The sequence below is a fragment of the Vibrio artabrorum genome, from assembly GCF_024347295.1.
Lineage (GTDB): Bacteria > Pseudomonadota > Gammaproteobacteria > Enterobacterales > Vibrionaceae > Vibrio > Vibrio artabrorum.
In genome coordinates this window covers 825,790-852,278 of record NZ_AP025459.1, presented here as the reverse complement: position 1 = coordinate 852,278, position 26,489 = coordinate 825,790, and the positions used below count along the sequence as shown (strand labels likewise).

20 protein-coding genes are annotated in these 26,489 nt (G+C 45.6%); 13 read left to right on the top strand and 7 right to left on the bottom strand.

Annotated features, from left to right (window positions below; translation table 11 throughout):
* Nucleotides 1–5: 5 nt before the first annotated feature.
* Both OCU36_RS17915 and bla read right to left on the bottom strand, forming a co-directional pair.
* Nucleotides 6–1,901 carry an extracellular solute-binding protein gene (locus tag OCU36_RS17915; RefSeq protein ID WP_261839860.1) on the bottom strand — a complete coding sequence of 632 codons (1,896 nt, stop codon included), beginning with the start codon at nt 1,899–1,901 and terminating at the stop codon, nt 6–8.
* A 253-nt stretch (nt 1,902–2,154) separates the two neighbouring features.
* Nucleotides 2,155–3,018: a class A beta-lactamase gene (gene bla / locus OCU36_RS17910; protein ID WP_261839859.1), complete on the bottom strand. Its 864-nt coding sequence runs from the start codon at nt 3,016–3,018 to the stop codon at nt 2,155–2,157.
* Nucleotides 3,019–3,210: 192 nt separating this feature from the next.
* On the opposite strand from bla, the gene OCU36_RS17905 reads away from it, so the two are divergent.
* The 7 genes from OCU36_RS17905 (at nt 3,211) to OCU36_RS17875 (ending at nt 10,844) form a co-directional block, all read left to right on the top strand.
* Nucleotides 3,211–4,254, top strand: a complete 1,044-nt coding sequence (locus OCU36_RS17905) for an endonuclease/exonuclease/phosphatase family protein (RefSeq protein ID WP_261839858.1) — start codon at nt 3,211–3,213, stop codon at nt 4,252–4,254.
* 231 nt (nt 4,255–4,485) lie between these two features.
* A complete protein-coding gene (gene rbsD, locus OCU36_RS17900) occupies nt 4,486–4,905 on the top strand; it encodes a D-ribose pyranase (protein WP_017060853.1) in 420 nt (139 codons plus the stop codon).
* A gap of 102 nt (nt 4,906–5,007) precedes the next feature.
* Nucleotides 5,008–6,513, top strand: a complete 1,506-nt coding sequence (gene rbsA / locus OCU36_RS17895) for a ribose ABC transporter ATP-binding protein RbsA (protein WP_261839857.1) — start codon at nt 5,008–5,010, stop codon at nt 6,511–6,513.
* A complete protein-coding gene (rbsC, locus tag OCU36_RS17890; RefSeq protein ID WP_229648140.1) occupies nt 6,510–7,496 on the top strand; it encodes a ribose ABC transporter permease in 987 nt (328 codons plus the stop codon). The genes rbsA and rbsC overlap by 4 nt, the downstream gene beginning before the upstream one ends.
* Before the next feature lie 149 nt (nt 7,497–7,645).
* A complete protein-coding gene (gene rbsB / locus OCU36_RS17885) occupies nt 7,646–8,524 on the top strand; it encodes a ribose ABC transporter substrate-binding protein RbsB (RefSeq protein WP_261839856.1) in 879 nt (292 codons plus the stop codon).
* A 222-nt stretch (nt 8,525–8,746) separates the two neighbouring features.
* Nucleotides 8,747–9,691, top strand: coding sequence for a ribokinase (gene rbsK / locus OCU36_RS17880; RefSeq protein ID WP_261839855.1), 945 nt, complete (start codon nt 8,747–8,749; stop codon nt 9,689–9,691).
* 151 nt (nt 9,692–9,842) lie between these two features.
* Nucleotides 9,843–10,844: a substrate-binding domain-containing protein gene (locus OCU36_RS17875; RefSeq protein ID WP_261839854.1), complete on the top strand. Its 1,002-nt coding sequence runs from the start codon at nt 9,843–9,845 to the stop codon at nt 10,842–10,844.
* 134 nt (nt 10,845–10,978) lie between these two features.
* On the opposite strand, the gene cra is transcribed toward OCU36_RS17875, so the two are convergent.
* Nucleotides 10,979–11,983: a catabolite repressor/activator gene (cra, locus tag OCU36_RS17870; protein ID WP_261839853.1), complete on the bottom strand. Its 1,005-nt coding sequence runs from the start codon at nt 11,981–11,983 to the stop codon at nt 10,979–10,981.
* Nucleotides 11,984–12,367: 384 nt separating this feature from the next.
* On the opposite strand from cra, the gene fruB reads away from it, so the two are divergent.
* The 3 genes from fruB to fruA are packed head-to-tail and all read left to right on the top strand — an operon-like array spanning nt 12,368 to nt 16,246.
* Nucleotides 12,368–13,501: a fused PTS fructose transporter subunit IIA/HPr protein gene (gene fruB / locus OCU36_RS17865; protein WP_261839852.1), complete on the top strand. Its 1,134-nt coding sequence runs from the start codon at nt 12,368–12,370 to the stop codon at nt 13,499–13,501.
* A gap of 9 nt (nt 13,502–13,510) precedes the next feature.
* Nucleotides 13,511–14,488, top strand: a complete 978-nt coding sequence (pfkB, locus tag OCU36_RS17860; RefSeq protein WP_261839851.1) for a 1-phosphofructokinase — start codon at nt 13,511–13,513, stop codon at nt 14,486–14,488.
* A gap of 15 nt (nt 14,489–14,503) precedes the next feature.
* Entirely contained in the window at nt 14,504–16,246 is a 1,743-nt protein-coding gene (gene fruA, locus OCU36_RS17855) for a PTS fructose transporter subunit IIBC (RefSeq protein ID WP_261839850.1), read from the top strand.
* Between the two features lie 112 nt (nt 16,247–16,358).
* Here the strand turns inward: fruA and OCU36_RS17850 are convergent, their stop codons facing one another.
* Together OCU36_RS17850 and yghU are read right to left on the bottom strand one after the other, a co-directional pair.
* Nucleotides 16,359–16,682: a DOPA 4,5-dioxygenase family protein gene (locus tag OCU36_RS17850; protein WP_261839849.1), complete on the bottom strand. Its 324-nt coding sequence runs from the start codon at nt 16,680–16,682 to the stop codon at nt 16,359–16,361.
* Between the two features lie 188 nt (nt 16,683–16,870).
* The gene (gene yghU / locus OCU36_RS17845) at nt 16,871–17,728 is read right to left on the bottom strand and encodes a glutathione-dependent disulfide-bond oxidoreductase (protein ID WP_261839848.1); all 858 of its coding nucleotides are present in this window, start codon (nt 17,726–17,728) and stop codon (nt 16,871–16,873) included.
* A 263-nt stretch (nt 17,729–17,991) separates the two neighbouring features.
* On the opposite strand from yghU, the gene OCU36_RS17840 reads away from it, so the two are divergent.
* Nucleotides 17,992–18,336 (top strand): YajD family HNH nuclease, encoded by a 345-nt coding sequence (locus OCU36_RS17840; RefSeq protein WP_017632311.1) that lies wholly within the window; start codon nt 17,992–17,994, stop codon nt 18,334–18,336.
* Nucleotides 18,337–18,485: 149 nt separating this feature from the next.
* Here OCU36_RS17840 and OCU36_RS17835 read toward each other — a convergent pair whose 3' ends face one another.
* Nucleotides 18,486–18,866 carry an NADH:ubiquinone oxidoreductase gene (locus OCU36_RS17835; RefSeq protein WP_261839847.1) on the bottom strand — a complete coding sequence of 127 codons (381 nt, stop codon included), beginning with the start codon at nt 18,864–18,866 and terminating at the stop codon, nt 18,486–18,488.
* A 585-nt stretch (nt 18,867–19,451) separates the two neighbouring features.
* On the opposite strand from OCU36_RS17835, the gene OCU36_RS17830 reads away from it, so the two are divergent.
* Nucleotides 19,452–20,690: an L-lactate MFS transporter gene (locus OCU36_RS17830; protein WP_261839846.1), complete on the top strand. Its 1,239-nt coding sequence runs from the start codon at nt 19,452–19,454 to the stop codon at nt 20,688–20,690.
* Between the two features lie 189 nt (nt 20,691–20,879).
* Nucleotides 20,880–23,234, top strand: a complete 2,355-nt coding sequence (locus OCU36_RS17825) for a fatty acid cis/trans isomerase (protein WP_261839845.1) — start codon at nt 20,880–20,882, stop codon at nt 23,232–23,234.
* Nucleotides 23,235–23,397: 163 nt separating this feature from the next.
* Here the strand turns inward: OCU36_RS17825 and torS are convergent, their stop codons facing one another.
* A complete protein-coding gene (torS, locus tag OCU36_RS17820) occupies nt 23,398–26,403 on the bottom strand; it encodes a TMAO reductase system sensor histidine kinase/response regulator TorS (RefSeq protein ID WP_261839844.1) in 3,006 nt (1,001 codons plus the stop codon).
* Nucleotides 26,404–26,489 lie beyond the last annotated feature (86 nt).

Below are 26,489 nucleotides of genomic sequence, written 5' to 3'. Positions count from 1 at the left end.
CACCCCTAGCGACGTTTTTCAGGAAGCAAAGCTGCCTTCTCTTCTGAAATCCACCACGTATCGATGCCTAAATCGTATTTAGGCAATACAGCCGGACGCTCAAACTTGTCCCACATCGCTACGCGGTATTCGCCCACGTGCCACTGCGGGATAGTGTAGAAATTCCACTGTAATACGCGGTCAAGTGAACGGCCGAGTGTTAGAAGCTTATCAGGATGCTGTTGGTTACGCGCAATTTCTTCTGTTAACGCATCCACCACAGGATCAATCACACCCGCTGTATTGTAAGTCGAATCAATGTAGTTAGAATTCCAAACGATCATTAAGTTCGGACTAGGATAAAAATTGGCAGCAAACGATGAAGAGACCATATCAAAGTCACGGTCGCGAAGACGTTTGATGTACTGAGTGGTATCAACGGTACGGATTTTCATCTCAATACCCATGCGCTTCAGGTTCTTTTGAAGCGGCGTTGCGATACGTTCTATGGTTGGGCTGTAAATCAACAACTCAAATGACATCGGCTTACCGGTCTTTTCGTTGGTCATGACTTTGTTCTTCAGCACCCATCCTGCCTCTTTCAGCAATTTGAAAGCGGTACGCATCTGGCTGCGAATTCGGCCACTGCCATCGGTGACTGAGGGCTGGAATTCATCGGTGAAAACACGCGCCGGAATTTGGTCTTTGTACTGAGACAACAACGCCACTTCAGCTTCACTTGGCAAGCCCTTCGCTTCATAGTCGGTATTTTGGAAGTAGCTGCGCGTCCGTTTGTACTGACCATAGAACATATTCTTGTTCATCCACTCAAAGTCCATCGCGTAGGTTAGCGCTTCACGCACTTTAGGATCCGAAAATACCGGAGACTGGATATTGAAGATGAAGCCTTGAGTCGTTTCTGGCTTTTCATGGTTGATCTCTTCTTTGACGATATAGCCTTTATCAAAGTTCGCCCCAGTATACGAGTTGGCCCAGAACTTAGCCGAGTTCTCAATTCGAAGATCGAACTCTCCTGCTTTAAAAGCTTCTAGCATTACCGTATCGTCACGGTAGTAGTCATATTGCACTTGCTTAAAGTTATTGCGACCAACATTAACAGGTAGATCCGCAGCCCAGTAGTTTTCGTCTAAACCGTAGGTCACACTTTGGCCCGATTTATAGCTGATGACCTTATAAGGACCACTACCAACGGGGGGTTCACTGAGAGGCTCAGATAGCTTTCTGTCTTTCCAGAAATGTTTCGGTAATACACGCGTGCTTTGCGCAAAGCTGAACAGTTTCTCGCGGTTTGGCGTGTTCATTTCAATACGAACTAACAAATCAGAGACCGCTTTTACTGACTTGATATCTTTGTAATACACACGATACTGAGGCACCCCCTCTTTTGAAAATTTATCAAAAGTGAAGGCGACATCGTGTGCGGTGATAGGTTCACCATCTTGGAATTTAGCGTTTGGGTTGATGTCGATTTCCATCCAAGAGAAATCACTGGCGTAGCGTACCTTAGAAGCGATCAATGGATAATACGCATCAATCTCGTCGTTCGGAGAATACATCAAGGTATCGTAAAGTTCACCGGAATAGCTGGCTGCAACGCCGCGGGAACCGAATCGATTAAAGCTATCGTAGGTACCTATGCTGCCATAGGTCACTTTGCCTTGCTTTGGCGCATCAGGATTAACGTAATCGAAGTGAGTAAAATCGGCTGGGTATTTTGCTTCACCAAAACCAACCAGTTGTGTGGTCTCAATAACGGTGACGGCGGGAGTGGATTCGGTGTCGGATGCGTAAGTAACGGAGGGTTGTAGAGCAATAAGCGGCAGCATGACTGCACATGAGGCTAAATTTAACCTGAAAAACTGAGTGCGCTGCGAGGCCTTGCGTCGAAGATCTGTTCCCATTTGACTCTCCCTTCAAATGTCATGAATTCAATATTCAGCTTGATTTATCGGCTTTGAATGCATGCCGTTAAAACAAGTATAGAATCAAATCTAACATCATGTAATAACTAATAAAACCATCAGCAACATAAGTCTTACGCTTTATTTACAAATTACTCGTGACTGTTCTAAGAAATGTCACGCGCTAGCGCTATGGCTGAACCTGTGGCTAGCGCGTGATTGTGTAAGATTAACGATTAGATGTGGGTATTAACTACTGCACGAGATACGCGTCAAAGATAAGTTCACCAATTTCATTAATCACCGTGTCACGCTCTGGAATGGTTAACTTGGTTTCCGTAAGAGAGATACTGATGATCAACGGAGCGCGAGTTTCACTCCATACGATAGCCGTGATAGCGCGTGAGCCATAAGCCCCAGCACCCGATCTATCGGCAATATTCCAACCACTAGGCAAGATAGAACGCAGCATTCCGTCAGACACTTTATTGCCCATCATCCAGCCTTTTAACGTCGATGTGGACGCTTGTGACAACGTATCGCCATACATCAACTCATTCAACGTCATCACAATGCTATTCGGTGTTGTGGTATCGCGAGCATCACCAGGTCGAGCATGATTCAATTCTGGCTCCAAATGGTCAAGACGAGTATTGCTGTCTCCAATAGAACGCAGGAACTGAGTTAAGCCATTGGGTCCATCTATTCCACCTAGCACAATATTTGCGGCGGTATTGTCACTCATCGTCATGGTTGCGTTACACGCATCTCTAAGTGAAATGCCTTTATCGACTAGCTCTTTAGTCACTGGAGACCAAACAATGAGGTCTTCAGACTTAATGTTGACCTTTGAATCCAAATCCAGCCCTTTGTTTTCAGCATCATAAAGAAGATTCGCACAAGCCAGGGTTTTAAAGGTACTCATCATCGGAAAGCGTTCGTCGCCCTTATAACTCCATGTTTGCTTAGTCGCAGAATCATAAACAGCAATACCAATGTGTGCCGATACACGAGATTCAATTTGCTCAATAGATTGAGGTTCTAAGGAATGACTCAACGATGACGTAGAAAAGAAAACGCTCAGCAGCACAAGAACGAGAGAAGTATATTTTTTCATTGTGAAACCATAAAAAAACGATCGATTGATCGTATATAAAATTAAACTCGACACCTAAAGAGCATCGAATTGAGAGAATCTAAGCAGAAAACGGCAACCTTCGCTAGATCAAATGAAAATAACTAACTAAATCCGAACAATATCTCAGTATTTTAGATATCCTTAAAAGAGTGATTTCAATAGGATTCAACCTTGAACAAACCAAACCAAATAACATTCGCGACGTTCAACCTGTTGAACTACCTCGAGCCACCGAATGCTTATTATGATTTTGAGAACATCTACAGCTTCGAGGAATGGCAGAAGAAGCAACATTGGATAGCTCAAGCGATTAAATCATTAGATTGCGATGTGATTGGCTTTCAAGAAATATTCAGCCCTGAATCTTTGCAGCGACTCATGGAAGCGTTGGGCTACCCATACTTTGCAGTCGTCGATAACGCGCACGTTGAAGATGATTATATGTATACCTCACCGGTTGTGGGTATTGCTTCCCGTTATCCGATTGAAAAGGTGCAACCTGTTACGCCAGATTCGACGTTACTGACAGCCTTCAACCTTGGCGACAATTTCTCATTCAACCGAACACCTGTTCACGCGACGATTACGTTACCCCATTTAGGTACAACCGACTGCTATGTTGTACATTTTAAATCACAACGTCCGACAGAGCCAAAAGTGGAACTTGTCGATAAGGGTAACGCTCAGCAAGGCGAAAAACCACAAAGTGACACGCTCACCCGCTTCCACCAAGAACAACTTGGCGCTTGGCTATCAAGTGTCCAGCGCGGTCTAGAAGCTCAGATGCTGCATCAATACATCACCCATCAACGTCATCAGACTGATCAACCGGTTGTGTTGATGGGTGACTTTAACAAGCCTCTATTCCACGATGAGTTTAAAGGGCTATTAAGTTATTCAATCAACCGAGACGAAAACAGCAAGCATTGGCTTTCCCACTTCCGCTTAAAAGACAGCTGGGATCTGTACCATCAACTGCATCAAGAAGACTTGCTTCAACAACGTAAACCAACCCATTACTACGGCGCTAATGGATCGGTACTGGACTACATTTTGATGTCGAATGAGTTTGATTGTCGGAACTCATCCAGCTTAATGGAGCTCTCTCGCTACACAGTACTCGACCATCACCTCATTAATCCAAGTTTTGAACACGACCAATTCAGTACGGACCATGCTGTTGTTTCTGTCACCGCACATATCCGAGAGACGTAAGATAAAATTAAAGAGCTCAATCACAAGCAACTCATTCAACCTATCAATAATCAGTGACATTGATCAACAAAATGAGCTCAATCGAAACGTTTCGATGATCATTATCACACTCTAAAGCAATCAAACGTGCAAATGATAAATCACACATTATTATCAATATCGAAACGTTTCGATGGCTTTTTCTTGAGCTGTTCTCAACCCATCAAACGTTATTTTTTGATAGGTCGTGATATGAAAAAAAGTACCCTAATAAACTCTGAACTCTCTTACCTAGTGGCGACTCTTGGTCACACAGATGAAATCACGATTTGCGACGCGGGCCTGCCTATTCCAGACCACGTAACTCGTATTGATCTTGCGTTAACTCATGGTGTTCCAAGCTTTCAGCAAACGGTAAAAACCATGCTGGATGAATCTCAAATTGAAGGGGTTGTGATTGCTGAAGAGTTTGCGAAAGTAAGCCCTGAACACCACGCTGCGCTGATTGATTTAATCAAAACTGAAGAAGCACGTTGTGGTAAATCACTTTCGATTACTTACATCACTCATGAAGAATTCAAACAGCGTACGCATGAAAGCCGCGCAGTGATTCGCACCGGTGAATGCACACCCTATGCAAATGTTATTTTCCAAGCTGGCGTCACGTTTTAAACCTAGTTTAGCGTTTTAACTCAAGCGTAACGGCAGTCCAGCGTCATTGCTGAACAAACACAGAACAACCCAATGTAACTGGCCCCGAGTAAAGGAACCGACATGACTCAAGCCATTTTAGAACTTAGCTCAATTGAGAAAGCCTTCCCTGGTGTGAAAGCACTGGATAAGGCAAGCCTCAACGTTTATCCAGGACGCGTAATGGCGTTAATGGGTGAAAACGGTGCAGGTAAATCAACGCTCATGAAAGTGCTTACGGGTATCTATCACTTGGACGGCGGCACGATCGCCTACCAAGGAAAGCCTGCTGCATTTAAAGGGCCGCGTGATTCTCAACAAGCAGGCATTAGTATTATTCACCAAGAACTGAATCTAATTCCTGAGTTGACCATCGCCGAGAACATCTTCTTAGGTCGTGAAATCACGAGCACTATGGGTCGCATCTTGTGGAACGAGATGTACCAAGAAGCCGACAAGCTACTTAAACGCCTTAACGTGAAACACAGCTCAAAAACACCTTTAGGTCAGTTGAGCCTTGGTGAGCAGCAAATGGTAGAGATCGCGAAAGCCCTATCGTTTGAATCTAAAGTCATCATCATGGATGAACCAACCGATGCGCTCACCGATACCGAAACTGAATCTCTGTTTAAGGTGATTAACGAACTGCGCGATGAAGGCTGTGGCATTGTTTACATTTCTCACCGTTTGAAAGAGATCTTCGAGATTTGTGATGACATTACCGTGCTGCGTGACGGTAAGTTCATTGGTCAGTGTGAAGTAAAGGACACCGACGAAGATGGCCTAATCGAAATGATGGTTGGCCGTAAGCTAGACGAACAATATCCACGTATCGGCCAGAGCCACGGTGAAACTTGTCTTGAAGTGATTGGCCTGACGGGTTCTGGTGTTCACGATGTAAGCTTTACACTAAAACGCGGTGAAATTTTGGGTGTTTCGGGCTTAATGGGGGCAGGTCGTACTGAACTGATGAAAGTGATTTACGGTGCCCTTCCAAGTGAACGCGGTGTCATCAACCTAGAAAACAAAACCATCAACCCTGTCAGCCCGAGAGACGGCTTGGCCAATGGCATTGCTTACATCTCTGAAGACCGTAAAGGTGATGGCTTAGTTCTAGGGCTTTCTGTTAAAGAAAACATGTCGTTATGTTCGCTTGACCTACTGACAAAAAGCGGTCAAATCCAACATAAAGACGAAGTGATTGCGGTTGATGACTTCATCAAACTGTTCAACATCAAAACCCCGACTCGCGAACAAATTATTGGCAACCTTTCTGGTGGTAACCAACAGAAAGTGGCTATCGCTAAGGGCTTGATGACCAAACCAAAAGTACTGATTCTCGACGAGCCAACACGCGGTGTCGATGTCGGTGCGAAGAAAGAGATTTACCAACTCATTAATAAATTTAAAGCCGACGGCATGAGCATCATCTTAGTCTCATCTGAAATGCCAGAAGTATTAGGAATGAGTGACCGCATCATGGTGATGCATGAAGGCCGTGTAAGCGGTGAATTTGATGCTAAAGAAGCAAACCAAGAATTATTACTGGCGTGTGCGGTCGGTAAAAAGATCAACGAGGACGCAGCATGAGTACTAAAACCATGAGCAAAACAACTGAAGCTCCAAAGAAAAAACCGTTAATCAGCAAAGAGTGGCTGATTGATCAAAAGTCATTAATTGCTTTGATCTTCTTGATTGTTGTCGTTTCTTTCTTAAACCCGAATTTCTTTACCGTCGACAACATCCTCAACATTCTGCGCCAAACCTCGGTTAACGCCATTATCGCTGTAGGTATGACGCTGGTTATCTTAACCGCGGGTATCGACTTGAGTGTTGGCTCTGTACTGGCACTGTGTGGGGCATTCGCAGCCAGCATGATTGGTATGGAAATCCCTGTCATGATAGCGGTGCCAACCGCTCTTGTAGCCGGTGCAGCATTAGGTGCTATCAGTGGTGTGATTATCGCCAAGGGTAAGGTTCAAGCCTTCATCGCAACGCTTGTAACTATGACTCTATTGCGCGGCGTGACCATGGTTTACACCGACGGTCGTCCTATCTCTACTGGCTTCACAGACACAGCAGACGCATTCGCTTGGTTCGGTACAGGCTACGCAATGGGCGTTCCAGTTCCAGTATGGATCATGGTCGTGGTATTCGCAGCGGTATGGTACCTGCTTAACCACACACGCTTTGGCCGTTACGTTTACGCTCTGGGTGGCAACGAATCAGCCACTCGCCTATCAGGCATCGACGTAGACAAAGTAAAAATCGGCGTTTATGCAATCTGTGGTCTGTTAGCCGCGGTTGCCGGCATCATCGTCGCATCTCGCTTGTCATCAGCTCAACCCACTGCAGGTATGGGTTATGAGCTAGACGCTATCGCCGCAGTAGTACTGGGTGGCACAAGCTTAGCCGGCGGTCGTGGTCGCATTATGGGCACATTGATTGGTGCATTGATTATCGGCTTCCTAAACAACGCCCTAAACCTATTAGACGTATCTTCTTACTACCAGATGATTGCAAAAGCAGTGGTTATTCTTCTGGCGGTATTGGTCGATAACAAAAACAAATAAAACCTATTCACACTCTAGGTTAATACAAGTAACACTCTAGTTTAATAAAAGTAACAGTTTGTTTTACCTTAAAATATTAGAATCTATAAATAATGTAACTACGAGCTAGAACTCACCTTCTAGCTCACCCTACACAAAGGACTTACACCATGAAAAAATTAGCGACTCTTATTTCTGCTGCTCTTCTTTCTACAACGGTATCTGTGTCTGCACAGGCGCAAGATACAATGGCCATCGTTCTGTCTACATTGAACAACCCATTCTTCGTAACCATGAAAGATGGCGCAGAAGCGAAAGCAGAAGAGCTAGGCTACAAGCTTATCGTTCTTGATTCTCAAAACGACCCAAGCAAAGAGCTGTCGAACATTGAAGATCTAACCATTCGCGGTGTTAAAGCAATCCTAATTAACCCAACGGATTCAGACGCCGTATCTAACGCAATTCGCATGGCTAACCGCTCAAACATTCCAGTCCTCACGCTAGACCGTGGTGCAAGCCGTGGTGACGTAGTGAGCCACATCGCGTCTGATAACGTAATCGGTGGTGAAATGGCTGGCCACTTCATCATGGAAAAAGTGGGCGAAAAAGCGAAAGTAATCCAGCTTGAAGGTATCGCTGGGACTTCTGCCGCTCGTGAACGTGGTGAAGGCTTCATGAACGCAGTAAACGGCAGCGATCTTGAACTCCTAGCAAGCCAACCTGCTGATTTCGACCGAACTAAAGGTCTAAACGTAATGGAAAACTTGCTTGCCGCTAACCCAGATGTACAAGCAGTATTCGCGCAAAACGATGAAATGGCACTCGGTGCACTTCGTGCCGTTCAAGCTTCAGGTAAGAAGGTAATGATCGTTGGCTTTGATGGCACTGAAGACGGCATCGCGGCGGTTAACCGAGGCCTACTGGGCGCAACGGTTGCACAACAGCCTGACCTAATCGGTTCTCTAGGTATCGAAATAGCAGACAAAGTACTAAAAGGCGAAACCGTAGACAAGTACGTACCCGTACCTCTAAAAATCATTGCTAAGTAAGCTTGTTTATTACTGAGTAATCCTGTTTAGCGCTGAAATCTAATTAAGCAGGGAGTCCCCTATCTCCCTGCTCATTGGCCCATTAGCTCACTGACTCAAGACAAAAATCAAAAACCGACAGTGTATCGCTGTTTCTCATTCCGCCCTCAAGCGAGACGTGCAATTTGTACAATGAGAAAGACCCATGCATTTTCAAATACGATATATCATAAGGCTCGTATCATGACTCAACTGATTGTTTTAGGTAGTGTTAACGCTGACCACGTACTGCAAGTTCCTTCGTTCCCTCGTCCAGGTGAAACCTTGATTGGCGGTAACTATCAAGTCATCCCTGGCGGTAAAGGCGCAAACCAAGCCGTAGCGGCAGCAAGATTAAACGCAGACATTGGCTTCATCGCCTGTGTTGGTGACGACCCATTTGGCATCAACATTCGTCAAGATTTTGCTAAAGATGGCATCAATATCGACGGTGTTATCGTTGCAGACAACACGCCAACGGGCATCGCGATGATCCAAGTATCAGCAACGGGTGAAAACAGCATTTGTCTTTCTGCGGAAGCCAATAACAAGCTGACTTGTGAACAAATCGAACCACACTTAGAAAAGATTCGCACGGCTAAATACCTGCTGACTCAACTTGAAACGCCCATTGAAGGCATCGAATACGCAGCAAAAGTAGCCAAAGAGAGTGGCACACAAGTGATTCTAAACCCCGCACCTGCTCGTCCATTATCGGATTCACTGCTTGCTTGTGTTGATGTGATTACACCAAACGAAACCGAAGCAGAAGTGCTGACAGGCATTACCGTGACGGACAACGCATCAGCTCATCAGGCGGCGTTGGCTCTGCATGCTAAAGGCATCGAGACAGTAATGATCACCCTTGGCGCTAAAGGCGTTTGGGTGAGTCATCGCGGTCAAGGTAATGAAGCCAGCGAAGGTGAATTAATCGCAGGCTTTCGTGTTGAAGCGACCGACACAACCGCTGCTGGTGACACCTTTAACGGCGCACTGGTGACAGGCTTGCTTGAAGATATGCCACTAGAGCGTGCGATTAAATTTGCCCACGCTGCTGCTGCTATCTCTGTGACACGCTTTGGTGCTCAAACGTCGATTCCAAGCCGTACTGAAACCGATGCGTTTTTGGCAGAGCAACTGTCTGCTTAGTTTGATACCTATTTGAGGCCTAACTCCTGAGCTAAACCGTGGTTAACGGATGTTAGCCTTCAAATTCAGTAACAACAAATAACAAGCATAAGCCCCTGTTTTCAGGCAGAATATCGCCCAACGTGGAAGGTTATTCCCACAAGGATTTTTTATGGCAACAATGAAAGACATCGCACGGCTCGCAAAGGTTTCGACTTCTACCGTGAGCCACGTGATCAACAAATCACGCTTTGTCAGTGAAGAAATTGCTGAGCGTGTTAACAGTGCGGCTAAAGAACTTAACTACGCGCCTTCTGCATTGGCTCGCAGCTTGAAGATGAAGCAAACCAAAACCTTGGGCATGTTAGTGACCACATCCACTAACCCTTTCTTTGGCGAAGTAGTGAAAGGTGTTGAGCGTCGTTGCTACGAAAAGGGCTACAACCTCATCCTGTGTAATACAGAAGGCGACAGTGAGCGCATGAAGTCCTCTATCGATACCTTGCTGCAAAAGCGTGTCGATGGCTTGATGCTGATGTGCTCTACCCTTGAAGGTGAACATATCGATGTGTTCGAGCGCTACCCAGAACTGCCTGTTGTAGTCATGGACTGGGGCCCGATGCTGTTTGCGAGCGATAAGATCCAAGACAACTCGCATCAAGGTGGCTATATGGCAACCAAACACCTGATCGATAATGGCCACTCTCAAATTGGTTGTATCACCGGCCCACTTCACCGAAATCAAGCGTCGTTGCGTTATCATGGTTTTAAGCAAGCAATGGAAGAAGCCGATTTAGAGATCAACCCTAAATGGATTGTTGAATCCAACTTTGAATGTGACGGTGGTTTTGACTCTTATCAAAGACTGAAAGCTCGTGGTGAAATGCCGTCAGCCTTGTTCGTCTGCAACGATATGATGGCGATGGGTGTGATTCACGCGGCGGCGCAAGATGGCACATCAATTCCGAATGATCTGTCTATTATTGGCTACGATGACATCCTCTTATCGAAATACATGACACCCGCGTTAAGCACTGTCCACCAGCCAAAACACCGTTTAGGTAAAGCCGCAGTCGATACCTTACTAAACCGATTAAAAACACCAGACGCCTACCCGCAAGTCGTTGAACTTGAACCCACTCTTGTCGAACGAAGCAGTGTAAAAGCGCTTTAGTACTCATCACACCATTAAAAGCTATCAATGCTGCTTAAGTCGAAGCCTAAGCAGCATTCAAAGTTAACCCTACCGCGGCATTACAGACGCTAATGATGAAGTCAAGCTAACCGCTAAATTCAAGTTACCCGCGTTTAGCCTCGTCTAACTAAGCTTCTTGGCACTAACTCAATACCAGCTTGGTAACGTTTCGCTGACGCGTTCAATGCCAATGCAAAAGCGCTATCAGCAATCACTTCGAATTGCTGTGGCAGTGAATGGACTTTAAAAGGCAAGAAGTCGAGCAGTCGGTTATCACCAAAGGTCGCCAGTTTTACTTGATTGATCAGCTCTGGCTTTTCAACCATCACATCCAACACGCCCTCTAACAAGGTGTAAGACATCGTCACAATTGCATCGGGCACCGTGCCTTTTGCAATCCAGCCCTCAAAAATTTCACGCCCCGATTCTCGGTCAAAGTGCTCACCATAACCCACAACCATCGGCTTGTTTTCTATTCGCCCTGTTTGTTGAGTATGCGCTTTGTTCGCCGCTTCAAAACCCAACTGACGTTCACGCGAAATGTTCAGATCAGGTAATGCGCCGATCAAGCCAAGGCTATGGATGCTGTCATCAAGAATCGAATGCGTCAGTTCAAATGCAGCCTCGAAATCTTCACTGATCACACAAGCAAAATGCTCATCATCTAACGGACGGTCAATTGCGATTACCGGTGTGCCTGAATTTTGCAGTTTCAAGTAGAACTCATTGGCGTCTGGCATTGAGCTCGCCACCAGCAAGGCATCGATGCGACGGCTCACTAAAGCTTCTGCCACTTTGCGTTCGGTTTCAGCATCATCATCGGAACAACCAATCAAAATCTGGTAGCCCACCTTACGGGAGTTCTGCTCTATTAATTTAGCTAAACGCGCGTAACTGCTGTTTTCCAGATCAGGAATAATCAAACCAAATGAACGGCTATTCCCAGCGCGCAACGACGAAGCCGCATGGTCCGGTCGGTAGTTATACTCTTCCACCACTGCCATTACTTTTTGCTGCGTCTTTTCACTGATTCGGTATTTCTGCGCCTTGCCGTTGATCACATAACTGGCGGTGGTTTTCGATACACCAGCTAGTTTGGCAATTTCATCAAGTGTCATATGGGTGACCTGTATTTTGTGCGTAGGATCATATAACCAATGATCGGATCCTAGGATTAGTTGAATTATAAGCTGAATCGATTCAGTATGAAAGCTGAAAGGATTCAGCAAAATCTGAAAAGTGACTTCAATCATCCTTTTGAATGAATTGAGAGCCAATGTTCGTTAACCAACTTTTCTCTATTTACCAAGCGAAACCGATTAACGACAAGCAGCAAAATTATTTTGAAAACCAAAATCGGCTTTGCTGAATTTTTTTACCCTGAATGCTGAACCGATTCAGCAGGCGCAAAGCAAAGAGTGAAAAGTAAAGTTCACTAATTCTTGCTCTAGACTGAATCGTAGCGATACACAAATTCTCAAGCAATACGCTAAAGAGGCACCATGCTTAAATTATCAAAATCTGACATCACTCTCGGCCAAACTGCCGAAGACAAATTCAAAGCTATCCAGAACATTGCTGGCGACCTGACCGCGAAAGGCTTAGTTGACTCTGGCTACGTTGAAGGAATGCTGAACCGTGAAAACCAGAATTCTACGTTCTTAGGTAACGGCATCGCGATTCCTCACGGAACCACTGATACTCGTGGCCTAGTAAAAGAGACCGGCGTTGCGGTACACCACTTCCCTAAAGGTATTGATTGGGCAGACGGCAACCGTGTTTACGTGGCGATTGGTATTGCTGCGAAATCTGACGAGCACTTAGGCATCCTTAAGCAACTGACCAAGGTTCTGGCAGCTGACGGTGTTGAAGAGAAATTAAAACAAGCGAAATCCGAAGACGAAATCATCGCCCTACTTAAAGGCGAAGTTCAGCTTGAGGCCGACCTAGACGCTTCTTTAGTTCAACTACTGTTCCCTGCAAGCGACATGATTCAAATGTCGGCGGTTGCGGGTGGCCTACTTAAGAACACAGGTTGCACAGACAACGCATTCGTTGCTGACCTAGTAACGAAAACACCGACTCACCTAGGCCAAGGCCTGTGGTTGTTGGGCAGCGATAAAGGCGTCACTCGCACTGGTGTATCGTTCGTTTCAACTGCAAACCATTGTGAATTTGAAGGCACACCTGTTAAAGCACTGGTGGCATTTGCTGCTTGCAACAGCGCACACCAATCTATTCTGGCAAACCTAAGCAAGATGGTTTTCGAAGGTAAACAGCAACAACTGTTAACCGCTGATGCCGCACAAGTGATTGGCCTTCTAAAAGGTGAAGCGGTATCTACAGCGTCTCAGGACGATGACAACTGTGCTGTATTCAAAATCAAAAACGCACACGGCCTCCACGCTCGTCCGGGTGCAATGCTAGTCGCTGAAGCGAAGAAGTTTGAATCCACTATCCGTGTTTCAAACCTTGATGGCGACGGAAAAGAAGTGAACGCGAAGAGCTTGATGAAAGTGATCGCTCTTGGCGTTAAACACGGCCACCAACTTCAGTTTGTTGCTGAAGGTGACGACGCAGCACAAGCACTTGAATCGATTGGCAAAGCTATCGCTTCAGGCCTTGGCGAAGGTTAAGGAGTCGATATGTCTGATAAACAAATCAAAGCCGTTACCGTAACGCTTAACCCTGCTCTAGACCTGACAGGCGCTATCGACGCACTGAACGTGGGATCAGTGAGCCTCGTAAACAAAGGCTCGTTGCACGCAGCGGGCAAAGGCGTAAACGTAGCGAAAGTGCTTTCAGAGCTTGGCGCGAAAGTGACCGTAACGGGCTTCCTTGGTCGCAATAACGAAGAAGCGTTCTGCCAACTGTTCGAACAGATGGGCGCAACGGACCGCTTTATCCGTGTCGACGGCGCAACTCGCATCAACGTAAAATTGGTAGAAAATTCAGGCCAAGTAAGCGACATCAACTTCCCAGGTGTACCTGTTGACGCTGACGCGATTAAAGCGTTTGAAGAAACCTTATTGGAATTAGCTGAAACGCACGATTACTTCGTCATTGCTGGCAGCTTGCCACAAGGCATCTCTCCTGAGCTTTGCGCTTCTTGGGTTCAACGTTTACACGATTTAGGTAAGAAGGTGCTATTTGATAGCAGCCGTGACGCACTTAAAGCCGGTATCAATGCACAACCTTGGTTAATCAAACCAAACGATGAAGAGCTGTCTCAGCTGTTCAACGCTGAACTGACCACACGTGACCAATGCCAACACGCGGGTCAAACCCTAAGTGAAAAAGGTATTGAGAACATCGTGGTGTCACTTGGCGCAGAAGGCGTGATGTGGCTAAACCAAGGTGAATGGTTACATGCTCAACCACCGCGTATGCAAGTGGTTAGCACGGTAGGCGCAGGCGACACCTTAGTTGCTGGCCTATGTTGGGGTCACATGCAACAGATGCCAAAACCAGAACTTATTCAATTCGCCACCGCCCTATCTGCTCTAGCCGTTTCACAGGTAGGCGTGGGCATTACCAGCCAACAAGAGCTGGATTCAGTACTACAAAATATCCAATTACAGTCGCTTAGTGCTCCAACTAGCCAGTTAGACACAAGCAAATAGGACAAAAGGTTTATTATGAATATTACCATTATCACAGCTTGCCCGAGTGGCGTAGCAAACAGCATCATCGCAGCAGGCTTGTTAGAGCAAGCGACAGAAGCACTGGGTTGGAACGCCGCTATTGAATGTCAATCAAGCGTGTTACCTGACTCAACCGTATCGCAAGACGCTATCGACAGCAGCGACGTTGTGGTTATCGCAGCCAACACAAACGTTGATAAAGCGCGCTTTGTCGGCAAGAAAGTGTACCAAGCGGCTATCTCTGAATGCACAGCGGATGCAAAAGCATTCCTAGAGAAAGCAGTAGCAGAAGCAACAGTATTAGACGCTTCACAAGTTGAAAGCGCTGTTGAAGTGACTGGTACGTCACCTGCTACAGGCAGCAAGAAGATCGTTGCGATTACCGCTTGCCCTACGGGTGTTGCACATACCTTTATGGCCGCTGAAGCGCTTGAAGCAGAAGGCAAACGCCTAGGTCACCAAATCAAAGTGGAAACTCGCGGCTCTGTCGGTGCGAAAAACCAACTGACAGACCAAGAAATCGCAGACGCTGATCTGGTTATCATCGCAGCAGATATCGATGTGCCTCTGGATCGTTTTAACGGCAAAGCGCTATACAAAACGACCACGGGTCCTGCGCTTAAGAAAACAAAGCAAGAGATGGAAAAAGCCTTCGCAGAAGCGACACCATACCAACACACAGCGTCTTCAAATTCAGCACCGACTGACGAGAAGAAAGGCGTGTACAAGCACCTAATGACCGGTGTTTCTCACATGCTTCCAGTGGTCGTTGCGGGTGGTTTGATCATCGCACTCTCTTTCGTATTCGGTATCGAAGCGTTTAAAGAAGAAGGCACACTAGCAGCGGCACTGATGACAATCGGTGGTGGTTCTGCGTTCGCACTGATGATCCCTGTTCTTGCTGGTTTCATTGCATTCTCAATTGCTGACCGTCCGGGTCTGGCTCCGGGTCTGATCGGCGGTATGCTAGCGAGCTCTACGGGCGCAGGTTTCCTAGGGGGTATCGCAGCAGGTTTCATTGCCGGTTACGCAGCGAAATTCATTGCCGACAAGGTTCAACTTCCACAATCGATGGAAGCTCTCAAGCCGATTCTGATCATTCCGTTTATCGCGAGTTTGTTCACTGGTTTGGTGATGGTTTACATCGTCGGTGGCCCTGTAGCCGGTGTGATGAGCGCTATGACAGACTTCCTAAACAACATGGGAACGTCTAACGCGATTCTTCTGGGTGTGATTCTAGGCGCAATGATGTGTTTCGACCTTGGTGGCCCAGTAAACAAAGCGGCTTACACATTTGGTGTTGGTCTACTGGCTTCACAAACTTACGCACCAATGGCAGCCATCATGGCCGCAGGTATGGTGCCAGCTCTAGGTATGGGCCTTGCTACTTTCCTAGTGAAAGACAAGTTTGAAGCTGGCGAGCGTGAAGCAGGTAAAGCATCATTCGTTCTTGGTCTGTGTTTCATCTCTGAAGGCGCGATTCCATTCGCAGCGAAAGACCCAATGCGTGTTATCCCAGCTTGTATGGCCGGTGGCGCACTAACGGGTGCTCTATCAATGATGTTTGGTGCACAACTTATGGCTCCACACGGCGGCTTGTTCGTATTACTGATTCCTGGAGCCATCTCTCCAGTGCTAATGTACCTAGTGGCGATTGCAGCCGGTACAGCAGTAACAGGCTTTGGTTATGCCGCTCTTAAAAAGGCGAGCGACACTAAAGTCACAGCAGAGGCTTAATCCCCCGAGTCTGTTAGGCTCCCATAAAGCAAAGGCTCCTCAATTGAGGAGCCTTTTTAATTCATGAACGGTTCCGTTTTGAAAGAAATCACAACAACACAAGTATATTAGCTTAGCTACTTAGCGTTTCTTCAAATACACCCAGCTCACGGCCAAGCCAAATCGCCCGAACAGTGTGGTCTAGTGTTTCTTCACCACCCGTAACAGGGTGAATCAACACCGACATATCACCGCGCTCTTGCTCAAGCCATTCAATAATACCCGACTCTTTGTCAGCAAAATGAATCTCAAACATTGGCATCTTATGTGGACCCACCAAACGCTGGACCAATGGGAAAGTCTCTAATACATCTTTACGGTCGGTTAAAATTTTCTGACGCAGCGTTTCCGCCAGCTCTGCAAACCGCAGAGGGAAATAGATATGAGCGTGGTACATAGCACCATCCTTTAGAATTCTGATGAGGCAAGTTTATACCTAAACCGCCTTTAATAGCTAAAGCTAAATAGCTGGATTTTAGACTTGCTTTCGGAAGGCTCAATGAGAAATAGAAGAGCGAGAGTCTGTTGTTCAAAGCGTTCGAAAACAGACTCAAGTAATGTATCTATAGAGAAAGCGTTATATGACTACGGACGTAACTTCAACACCGAATCAATATCTTCAGCTGAGTGACGCTCTGGTACTTGCTCCCATTCTTCACCAAATGCACGATTAACCACTCGACCACGTTGGAAACCTTCGCGTGCTGCTAACATTTTCGCCCAGCGAACTACGTTGGTATAAGCGTCTACTTGAAGGAACTCTGCCGCGTCATACAGCTTGCCCAAAACAAGGTTGCCGTACCATGGCCAAATCGCGATATCAGCAATACTCAACTCTTCACCCGCAACGAAGGTGTGGTTTGCAAGTTGCTTATCTAACACGTCGAGTTGACGCTTCGCTTCCATTGCGAAACGGTTGATTGGATACTCTTGCTTTTCATTCGCGTAAGCGTAGAAGTGACCGAAACCACCACCTAAGAAGGGAGCGGAACCTTGCGCCCAAAACAACCAGTTGATCACTTGCGTTCGTGCAGCCCCTTCTTTAGGTAAGAAATGACCAAATTTTTCCGCAAGATGCATCAAGATGGATGCAGATTCGAAAACATTAACTTCTTCGCGGCCTGATTTATCAAGCAGAGCTGGGATCTTCGAATTTGGATTTACACCAACAAAACCAGAAGAAAATTGGTCTGACTCACCAATATTGATCAAGTACGCATCATATTCAGCTTCTTTAACCCCTGCCGCTAACAGCTCTTCGAGCATGATGGTGACTTTCTGGCCATTCGGTGTGCCAAGAGAATACAGTTGCAAAGCATGGTCACCAACCGGAAGCTCTTTATCAAATCGAGCACCAGATTCAGGACTATTAATATTTGCCCACTTGTTATCACCTGCAGCATCGTTAACCCAAACTTTTGGCGGTGTGTATTGTTGTGACATGATATTTCCTTATTAATATAGGGTCTCACCCACTGATATTAGGTCACATACTCTTGGTTAAAACCCCTGAATACGATTTATTTTCAAACTGTTAAGCATGGCTTATTCCAGAAAGACATAACCGCATTACCAAATCATTCTTAGAAAAGCTATGCACTCATTCTATATCGATAAAGTGAACGCATCATTTCGCGACAACAGGCCTGCTGGTTGCGAAAAGCTGTGATAAAATCGAGAGATTACAAATTAATAAGGATTTGGCAATGTCTTCTGATTACACAGGCTCGAGTGCAGCGTATGCTCGCCAAGAGAAAGGCTACCGTGAAAAGGCACTAAAACTGTACCCATGGGTTTGTGGTAAATGTGCGCGTGAATTCGTTTATTCGAATTTAAGAGAGCTGACCGTTCACCACGTAGATCACGACCATACAAACAACCCTGAGGATGGCAGTAACTGGGAGCTATTGTGTCTCTATTGCCACGATCATGAACACTCCAAATACACTGACCATGAGCGCTATGGTGTCGATGCAAAAGCGCGCCTCGATGATCATCAAACGGCAACTCATAACCCTTTTGCCGATCTTGCTAAAATGATGAAGAAGTAACACGTTTCCTGATCTAAATTTATTAGAGACTAGAGAACAATAAACCCCAGTATGGTGACATGCTGGGGTTTATTTTATCAGCCTTTACATCGCGATTAAGGTGAGATCAAAAAAGCCTTCCGAAGAAGGCTTTCTAAAATCAAATAAGGTTAGGCTGCCGCTTGTTTGCGAGATTCTTCGACCCGCTTAGCGCGTTTTTTTAAAGTCAACTTATCGCGGTATGCAAACCAAACGTAACTCACCACAATCAAGAAGAACAGATATGACAACGAGAAAATGAATGGCGATTGAATAACATCATTCGAGATACCCCAAGAAACGCCAATAACCGTAACAGCGATTTTCGCAAAAAAGCCACACATTAATAGCATTAAAGCTAAAGCAGGGAAACGCGTGCTACGGAATGCAAACCAGTAACAACAACCCACAGCCAATGTCGCGATATAAAAGCCAAACAGGAAAGAGTGAATATGATCAGCGGCAGCAAAACCACCGGAAATGGACATCAATAGAATTAAAAACAGTTTCATATACTCACCTCGCCTTCAGTTGGAAATACAACCTTTTTCAAATATGCAAACTCAGTTTGCAGTTCTATTTTCCCACTTTTTTTCAACAACGCAACCCCTTAGAGCGATCGAAATGTAAGCAGAAACACTCACAAAAAACCCATTAACAACTGCTTAACATACTGTTTTTTATAACCGTACGCTACTCCTTGCCTCAAACCGAAAATGCGCTGCCTCGACCCATCTTGTTACATAAAATCAACATTAGAAAATACATGAAATTATTCGTCACTTTGTGATATCAGCACAAAACGTACACCAATTAAAGAGGTGGTCATACGAAAACACTTAAAGACAGGTCGTTAAAAGTAACAAAACAGAAAGGTAGCAAGAGCAATTCAAACACCAAACCCAAACAACTCATTAACAACAAGGATTTAATTGGCCGAAAATAGAAAAAGAGATTCCAATCACATTTTTATTGGTTATAATCCGCGCTCTTTTGCGTCAACCACCGAAAACGCAAACTAATTTTTAATAAACATCACAATAACCCGTCTTCAGTTAAGTGGCTTCACCTAACCGATGACAAAACTGAGAATAAAAATGAGCAAGATTGATAAAGCAACACGTATCCTGCTAGCAGGCTTCTGTATCAACCTTTGTCTTGGCATCCTGTATGCTTGGAGTGTATTTAATAAAGCGCTAGTCACTGAAGCTGGTTGGAGTGCTGCTGAAGCATCTTCACCTTACGCTATTGCTACGATCACATTCTCGGTTTGTCTTCTTGTTGCGGGCATCCTACAAGACCGTATGGGTCCACGTAAGATCCTTATCCTAGGTACAGCGCTTACCGGCTTTGGTATGATTGCTTCTGGTTTCGCTACAACACCTATGATGCTGAACATCACGTTCGGTGTGATGACAGGTGCTGGTATCGGCTTCGGTTACGCATGTCTTTCTCCATCAGCAATGAAGTGGTTCCACTCTTCTAAGAAAGGGATGGTTAACGGTCTTATCGCAGCAGGCTTCGGTCTTGCGGCTATCTACCTAGCACCCGTAACTTCTGCGCTAATCGACAGCATGGGTATCCAAACGAGCTTTATGATCCTTGGGGTTGGTGTACTTGCAATCGCAGTACCTCTAGCCGCAACAATCAACAACCCACCAGCGGATTACACGCCAGCTGAGCCTAAAGTAAAAGCAGGCCAAGCGCCTAAAGCGGTTAAGAAGACTGAAGACCTAACTTGGAAAGTCATGCTGAAGACTCCTCAGTTCTACTCTCTATGGATCATGTACGCATTCGCTGCCTCTGTTGGTCTAATGATCATCGGTAACATCACGACGATTGCTAGCGTTCAAGCTAACCTGCCAAACGCCGTTTACCTAGCGTCTATCCTTGCAGTATTCAACTCAGGCGGCCGTGTTGCTGCGGGTATGCTTGCAGATAAAATCGGTGGTGTACGTACGCTACTTCTAGCGTTCATCCTTCAAGGCGCGAACATGGCTCTATTCGCTACGTTCAACTCTGAATTCACGCTAATCATTGGTACGGCTATCGCAGCTGTTGGTTACGGTACGCTTCTAGCTGTATTCCCAACACTGACTGCTGAATTCTACGGCCTGAAAAACTACGGTACTAACTACGGCGTGCTTTACACGGCATGGGGTATCGGCGGCGCTATCGGTGCCACAGTTGTTGGCTTCTCGATGTCAAACGGCGAAGGTTACGGCCTAGCTTACACAATCTCTGCCGTTATGATGGCAGTGTGTATTGTTCTCGCCATCATCACTAAACCAATCTCTGAAGCTAAAGTTGCTGAACTAAAAGCATCACAAGCTTAATCAATAGAAAACATTGAATGTGTTACTGAAGAGCTTAACCTTAGGGTTAGGCTCTTTTTGTATCCGGTCACTGGCTCATATTCGTCCACACATTTTGTTCTCTCGTATTTCGTGTTTAAACCGTTAGTACATGAGCATTTTCAATCATTTTCGATATAATTAGAGAAAATGCTTAATATTTAAATACGTATGAATTTGAAAAAACTCTTCATTTTAGCTTTAGTTAGTGTCTTCTCAGGTTGTGCCGTCTACGCGGGTTTAAACTTCGATGAACTGTTTGGTGAACAACAAGTCCGCGAGCGCCAAGCGCCTATTCTTTCCGCTAAAGCACAGTTCTTCATTGACGAAGTAAAACCCATCATCGATAAGCGATGCGTAGTTTGTCACGCTTGTTATGACGCTCCTTGCCAACTCAAGATGTCTTCAGTGGAAGGCATAGACCGTGGTGCGACCAAGGCTCTCGTTTATCAAGGCACCCGTTTAACGGCATCAGCCCCGACTCGGTTGTTTGAAGATGCATTCACCACACAAGGGTGGCGCGATGCGGACTTCCATCCTGTACTGAACGAGCGGGATCAGACGTCAACTGCGAACCTCGAAGCGGGTTTGATTTCTCGTCTGTTGACGCAGAAACAGAATCACCCTCTTCCAGAGCAACCCCAACTGACAGGTTTCGACTTTTCAACGGATCGCGATCAACAATGTCCAACGATTGAAGAATATGCTCAATACGAAAGAGATTACCCGACGTGGGGAATGCCTTATGGGATGCCGAATTTAGATAAAACAGAATACGCGACTCTAATGAGTTGGTTGGAAAATGGCGCGTTGATGAATGCCCACATTCCGCTAAATGAAGCAGAACAAGAGCTCGTTAATGTCTACGAAAGCTTTTTAAATAAGAATGACAATAAAAGCCAACTTTCAGCTCGCTACATCTATGAACACCTATTTCTATCTCACGTTTATTTTTCTGATTTAGCGCAGCCACCCCGTTTCTTTACTATTGTGCGCTCTGCAACACCTCCCGGAGAAGCGGTACAACGCATCACAACGCGCCGTCCTTACGACGATCCAAATGTAGATCGTGTTTATTATCGAATCATTCCAGAGCAAGGCACTATCGTCGACAAAACGCATATGCCTTTTGCGTTAAATAAAGAACGTCTACAAAAGTGGAACACCTGGTTTGTTGATGCCAACTACGTTGTAAAACAACTTCCTAGTTACAACATTGATGTTTCGGCAAACCCAATGACATCATTTGAAGCGCTACCGGTAAACTCACGCTTTCACTTCATGTTAGACAACGCGCAAAACACCATCATGGCTTTTATCAAAGGGCCGGTGTGTCGTGGGCAATTAGCCTTGAATGTGATTAACGATCGTTTTTGGGTTTTCTTCATCGATCCCGAGAAAGCCGATGTACCGGAGATTAACGCTTTCTACGCGAGCCAAAAGAAAAACTTAAAGCTACCGAGTGAACTCAAAAGCAACACCTTACCTGTGACGAACTGGGTACGATACGCAAAACAACAAGCGCAATACCTAAATGCGAAATCAGACTTCGCCAACCAGTGGTTTAAAAGTGGCGTACACCTAGACACGAGCATGATCTGGGATGGCAACGGCACAAACCCTAACGCGGCTCTCACCATATTCAGACACTTTGACAGTGCTTCCGTTGTCCAAGGACTAGTGGGCCCTCAGCCTAAAACAGCGTGGATCTTAGACTACGCATTATTAGAGCGTATTCATTATCTACTGGTCGCCGGGTTTGACGTGTACGGTAACTTCGGCCACCAGTTAATGACTCGCATGTTTATGGATTTTTTACGCTTAGAAGGTGAAAGTAATTTTTTAACATTATTGCCGAAAGATATCCGACACATAGAGCATTCGAGCTGGTATAAAAATCAGAGTGTCCAATTAAGTGACTTCCTACAACGCAACGTTGCGCCTTTCGATCAGCCAACTAACGTGGTGTATAAAACTGCTGATCCAAAGCGTGAACTGCTCGATATGATTAAAGATAAACTCGCGCCTGTGCTCGATCATCGCTTTGATATTATCGAAACCGGTTTTAGTCGAAAGAATGAAGCACTGCTGAACCAAGTGAATTTGATCAAGGGAGAAGGCCTCCGTCATGTCCCTCAATTAGTGATGATCATGATAGAGGGCGAAAACGGCGAAGAACAGCTTTTCACCATGATTCACAATAATGCGCACAGCAACATTTCTAGCTTGTTTAATGAAGAAAGTAACCGTGATTACGCCAATGATGACCTGACGCTTGTGCGAGGTGTTGTCGGTAGCTACCCTGCGGCTTACCTATCTTTAACCGAGAGCGAGATACCCACTCTGGTGAAAACGCTGCAAAACTTAAAGACAGAAGCAGACTATGTAGCATTACTGGATCAGTTTGCAGTACGACGCAGCTCAAGCGAATTCTGGCCGTTCAGTGACCGAGTTCATCGTTGGTATCAACAAAATCAACCGATTGAATACGGCCTGTTAGATTACAACCGCTTTGAGAACCGCTAATACACTTGACATCAATACACGTATTCATCAAAAGTAGGGATTAAACCAAGCACTGTTACACAAAAACCGCCAATGTCTTCATTTAAGAACGACGACTTTGGCGGTTTTTCTATTCTAATTTAGCTCGCTCACTGGAAGGTTCTGACGCCACTTTAATCCGTGTTTAGATCTGCGCTTGCAACGCCTCGATAGACGCTTGAACCAACGCCGCCAACTCGCTATCTTTCTTTTGATATTCAATGAGTGGATCGCTGCTTGCCTCTATAACTTGGCATGCATTGTAAAGTTGCAACAGACCTAAACTGCCGGCGGAACCTTTCAATTTATGAGCGAGCGATTTCACTTCACGACCATTGCCCAAATTACTCGCTTCGGCCATTTCACGTAACGTAACACGACTACTCTCTTCGAATAGTCCTACAATCTGCTTCATTTTTTCTAAACCAAGGATGGACAAGTCGCCCTTGATGACATTGGTATCAATCAGTTTCACGGTCGCTTCTCCTGGATCTTCCGTTGGCGAAGCCTTAATCGCAAGATCAGAGATAACACTCGTAGTTTGCGATAAAGACAACGCGTTGCTTTTGTCCTGCTGAAGCGTACCATCTGAGCGACATATAGAGTTGTGAGGCTCGGGCTGCGGCAGGAGTAAAGTTTTGCCATCAAGTTGGGTCACGATAAGCTGAGCAAGGGCCTCTTTTTCTAACGGCTTAGGTAAAAAACCATCGAATCCAGAGGCTAAATAGCTTTCCACTTCTTCATTAAAAACATGAGCCGATACCGCAATCATCGGTGGAGCATACGGCTGTGGAATATCTAACGACATCACAACTCCCCCTTTGAGTTGCTGAATTAATTCCACACCATCACAGTCCGGTAGGTTAATATCGACCAATGCAATGTCGAAGGCTTGTTCGCTATAAATAGCTCGAGCTTCTTGGCCCGTTGTCGCGATGACCACCTCATGCCCTAGGCTATGTAAGAACCCTTCAGCAACAATGCAGTTAACCGGATTATCTTCGATTAACAGTACCTTCGCGCGAATACAGGTTTCAACAGCCACCACTTTAGTTTCCACTTTTTCACCTAATTCAAGTGGAACAGAGAACCAAAACTGACTCCCCTCGCCCTCTTCAGAATGGACACCAATGTCGCCATTCATCGCGAATACAATACTTTGGCTAATGGCTAAACCTAAGCCTGTGCCGCCCGTCTTATTGCGTCCGCTGTCTGTTTGGCTAAATGCATCAAATAAGCACTGGTGGTCACTGGCTCGGATACCAACACCTGAGTCTGACACCTCAAACATAACGCGATACTGGTCCTCGACATCTAAACTAACAAAGATATCCACTTCCCCGCTATCGGTAAACTTGATCGCATTGCCAACCAAATTATTCAATATCTGGCTAATACGTGTCACGTCACCACGCCAGTAACGATGCACATCACTCTCAATGTGGAAGTTAAACTCGAGTTGCTTTTCTGCTGCACGTCCTTCCATCAACTGATAAGTATCATGAACCATCTGATGAAGATCAAAAGAAGCAACTCGGATCTCTAGATGACCCGCTTCTATCTTCGAATAATCAAGCACGTCGTTCAAAATCGAAAGTAGGTTCTTACCACTGCGATTAATGATATCGGCGTAGCCAGACTGCAATGGATTTAACCCCGTATCTTTCAGTAATCTTGCCGTACCCAGCACCCCATTCATAGGCGTTCTGATTTCATGGCTCATCGTCGCTAAGAAAGCCGATTTTGCCCGGCTTGCTTGCTCAGCAGCACGACGGGCTTTAGCGTGATTCGTTACCTCAACGTTGAGCTTTTGGTTGGTCTTTTGCAGTTGATAAGTACGCTCAGTGATCAACTCTTCAAGATGCTCTTTGTGCTCTTCAAGCTCCCTTTTCGCTTTCGCTTCACCGACGGCAACCACTTGCAACGCTTGAGCCGTATTTCTCGCGGTAATGATGGCTTCCCCCATATGAGCCAATTCATCATTACCCTTAACCGAAATATCAATGTTCAGCCGCCCTTGCGCAATAGACATTAAGGCTGAAGAGTATTCGGTAAGACGTTTAACCACCGAAATATACACGACTCGCCACACAATAAAGGCAACAATAACAAGACCAACAATGGAGATAACCGAGAGTGACCATTGCGCCAAACTCAGCGTTGATGTCAGCTCATCGACCGCTTTCTTTGTACTCAAATTCGAGTCATCGATAAGTTGGTTGACGGTAGTGTTCAACTGAGAGAACAACTGCAACGTATTTTGCATCAAAAACTCGGACTTTTTGTTGTTCTCATATTGTTCTAAAGAAATATCGAAAACGACTTGGCGCTTTCTTAGCTCTTCAAGAAGCTGAGTCATCTGCGCTGAACGAGTAGGATCTTCGACCGCTTTCACGCGGCGCGCCATGATTCTTAGGTTCGATTCAAATTCAGATTGGATTTGATGAATACGTTCAACGTTGGTAACGGTTTGCGTTTCTTCAATTTGATTAAGCATTTTGAACGCCAGCAAATGCAATTCATGCAAACGCTCAGATAAATCAAGGTCAACCTCAACAAGCGCATCTAGAGCTTGGTATGCTTTATCGGTTTGTTGGGTTTCTAGCAGGTCGTAGATGTGCGTCACGTTAGCAACCGCAATGGTTGCCGTGTTCAAAACTTGGGTTCGTGTTAGCTGTTCGAGCTCTTCAGCAAGTAAGCGCATCTCTTCGACACGAGACGAAAGCTCTTTGTTTAACCATAGCTTACGCTCAACCGACACACCCAGCTCAGCCAGTGTGTTAATGACACTTTGGACATTGTTTTCAAGTTTATCGAGGAGTTGAGAATCAAAACTGTCGACGCCAAGTTCTTTGATATGCTGAAGCAGCGAGTCAAGTTGCTCGAACAGCACAGTACCAGCCTCTTTTCTTTCGGCTTCATTTCTCGCATTGGAAAGCGTTTGTACTGACGAAATAATACGGTTACTCAACTCAGAAACCTGACGAGCTTCGATCATCGCTGGCAATGCCGAATCAACAACATTTCTTTCCGTTTTTGCAACAAAACTGAACCCAGAAACACCGATTAATGCAGATAAAAGAACGAGCATCGCCATCACTAAAAATGAGGCCAGCAGCTTGCGTCCAATACTTGCTGAAGCTAACAACATAAAACCTAAACCTTAAAACGTTCTTCTTTACCCATGCAGAATACGCTATATTTTGCAGTGTTTCTTACCTAAAACCAATAAAACGG

Bases quoted from the DNA above. Each gene is read 5' to 3' on its own strand.
- OCU36_RS17915 (WP_261839860.1), bottom strand. From the start codon at position 1,901: ATGGGAACAGATCTTCGACGCAAGGCCTCGCAGCGCACTCAGTTTTTC.
- bla (WP_261839859.1), bottom strand. From the start codon at position 3,018: ATGAAAAAATATACTTCTCTCGTTCTTGTGCTGCTGAGCGTTTTCTTT.
- rbsD (WP_017060853.1), top strand. From the start codon at position 4,486: ATGAAAAAAAGTACCCTAATAAACTCTGAACTCTCTTACCTAGTGGCG.
- rbsA (WP_261839857.1), top strand. From the start codon at position 5,008: ATGACTCAAGCCATTTTAGAACTTAGCTCAATTGAGAAAGCCTTCCCT.
- rbsC (WP_229648140.1), top strand. From the start codon at position 6,510: ATGAGTACTAAAACCATGAGCAAAACAACTGAAGCTCCAAAGAAAAAA.
- rbsB (WP_261839856.1), top strand. From the start codon at position 7,646: ATGAAAAAATTAGCGACTCTTATTTCTGCTGCTCTTCTTTCTACAACG.
- rbsK (WP_261839855.1), top strand. From the start codon at position 8,747: ATGACTCAACTGATTGTTTTAGGTAGTGTTAACGCTGACCACGTACTG.
- OCU36_RS17875 (WP_261839854.1), top strand. From the start codon at position 9,843: ATGGCAACAATGAAAGACATCGCACGGCTCGCAAAGGTTTCGACTTCT.
- cra (WP_261839853.1), bottom strand. From the start codon at position 11,983: ATGACACTTGATGAAATTGCCAAACTAGCTGGTGTATCGAAAACCACC.
- fruB (WP_261839852.1), top strand. From the start codon at position 12,368: ATGCTTAAATTATCAAAATCTGACATCACTCTCGGCCAAACTGCCGAA.
- pfkB (WP_261839851.1), top strand. From the start codon at position 13,511: ATGTCTGATAAACAAATCAAAGCCGTTACCGTAACGCTTAACCCTGCT.
- fruA (WP_261839850.1), top strand. From the start codon at position 14,504: ATGAATATTACCATTATCACAGCTTGCCCGAGTGGCGTAGCAAACAGC.
- OCU36_RS17850 (WP_261839849.1), bottom strand. From the start codon at position 16,682: ATGTACCACGCTCATATCTATTTCCCTCTGCGGTTTGCAGAGCTGGCG.
- yghU (WP_261839848.1), bottom strand. From the start codon at position 17,728: ATGTCACAACAATACACACCGCCAAAAGTTTGGGTTAACGATGCTGCA.
- OCU36_RS17840 (WP_017632311.1), top strand. From the start codon at position 17,992: ATGTCTTCTGATTACACAGGCTCGAGTGCAGCGTATGCTCGCCAAGAG.
- OCU36_RS17835 (WP_261839847.1), bottom strand. From the start codon at position 18,866: ATGAAACTGTTTTTAATTCTATTGATGTCCATTTCCGGTGGTTTTGCT.
- OCU36_RS17830 (WP_261839846.1), top strand. From the start codon at position 19,452: ATGAGCAAGATTGATAAAGCAACACGTATCCTGCTAGCAGGCTTCTGT.
- OCU36_RS17825 (WP_261839845.1), top strand. From the start codon at position 20,880: ATGAATTTGAAAAAACTCTTCATTTTAGCTTTAGTTAGTGTCTTCTCA.
- torS (WP_261839844.1), bottom strand. From the start codon at position 26,403: ATGTTGTTAGCTTCAGCAAGTATTGGACGCAAGCTGCTGGCCTCATTT.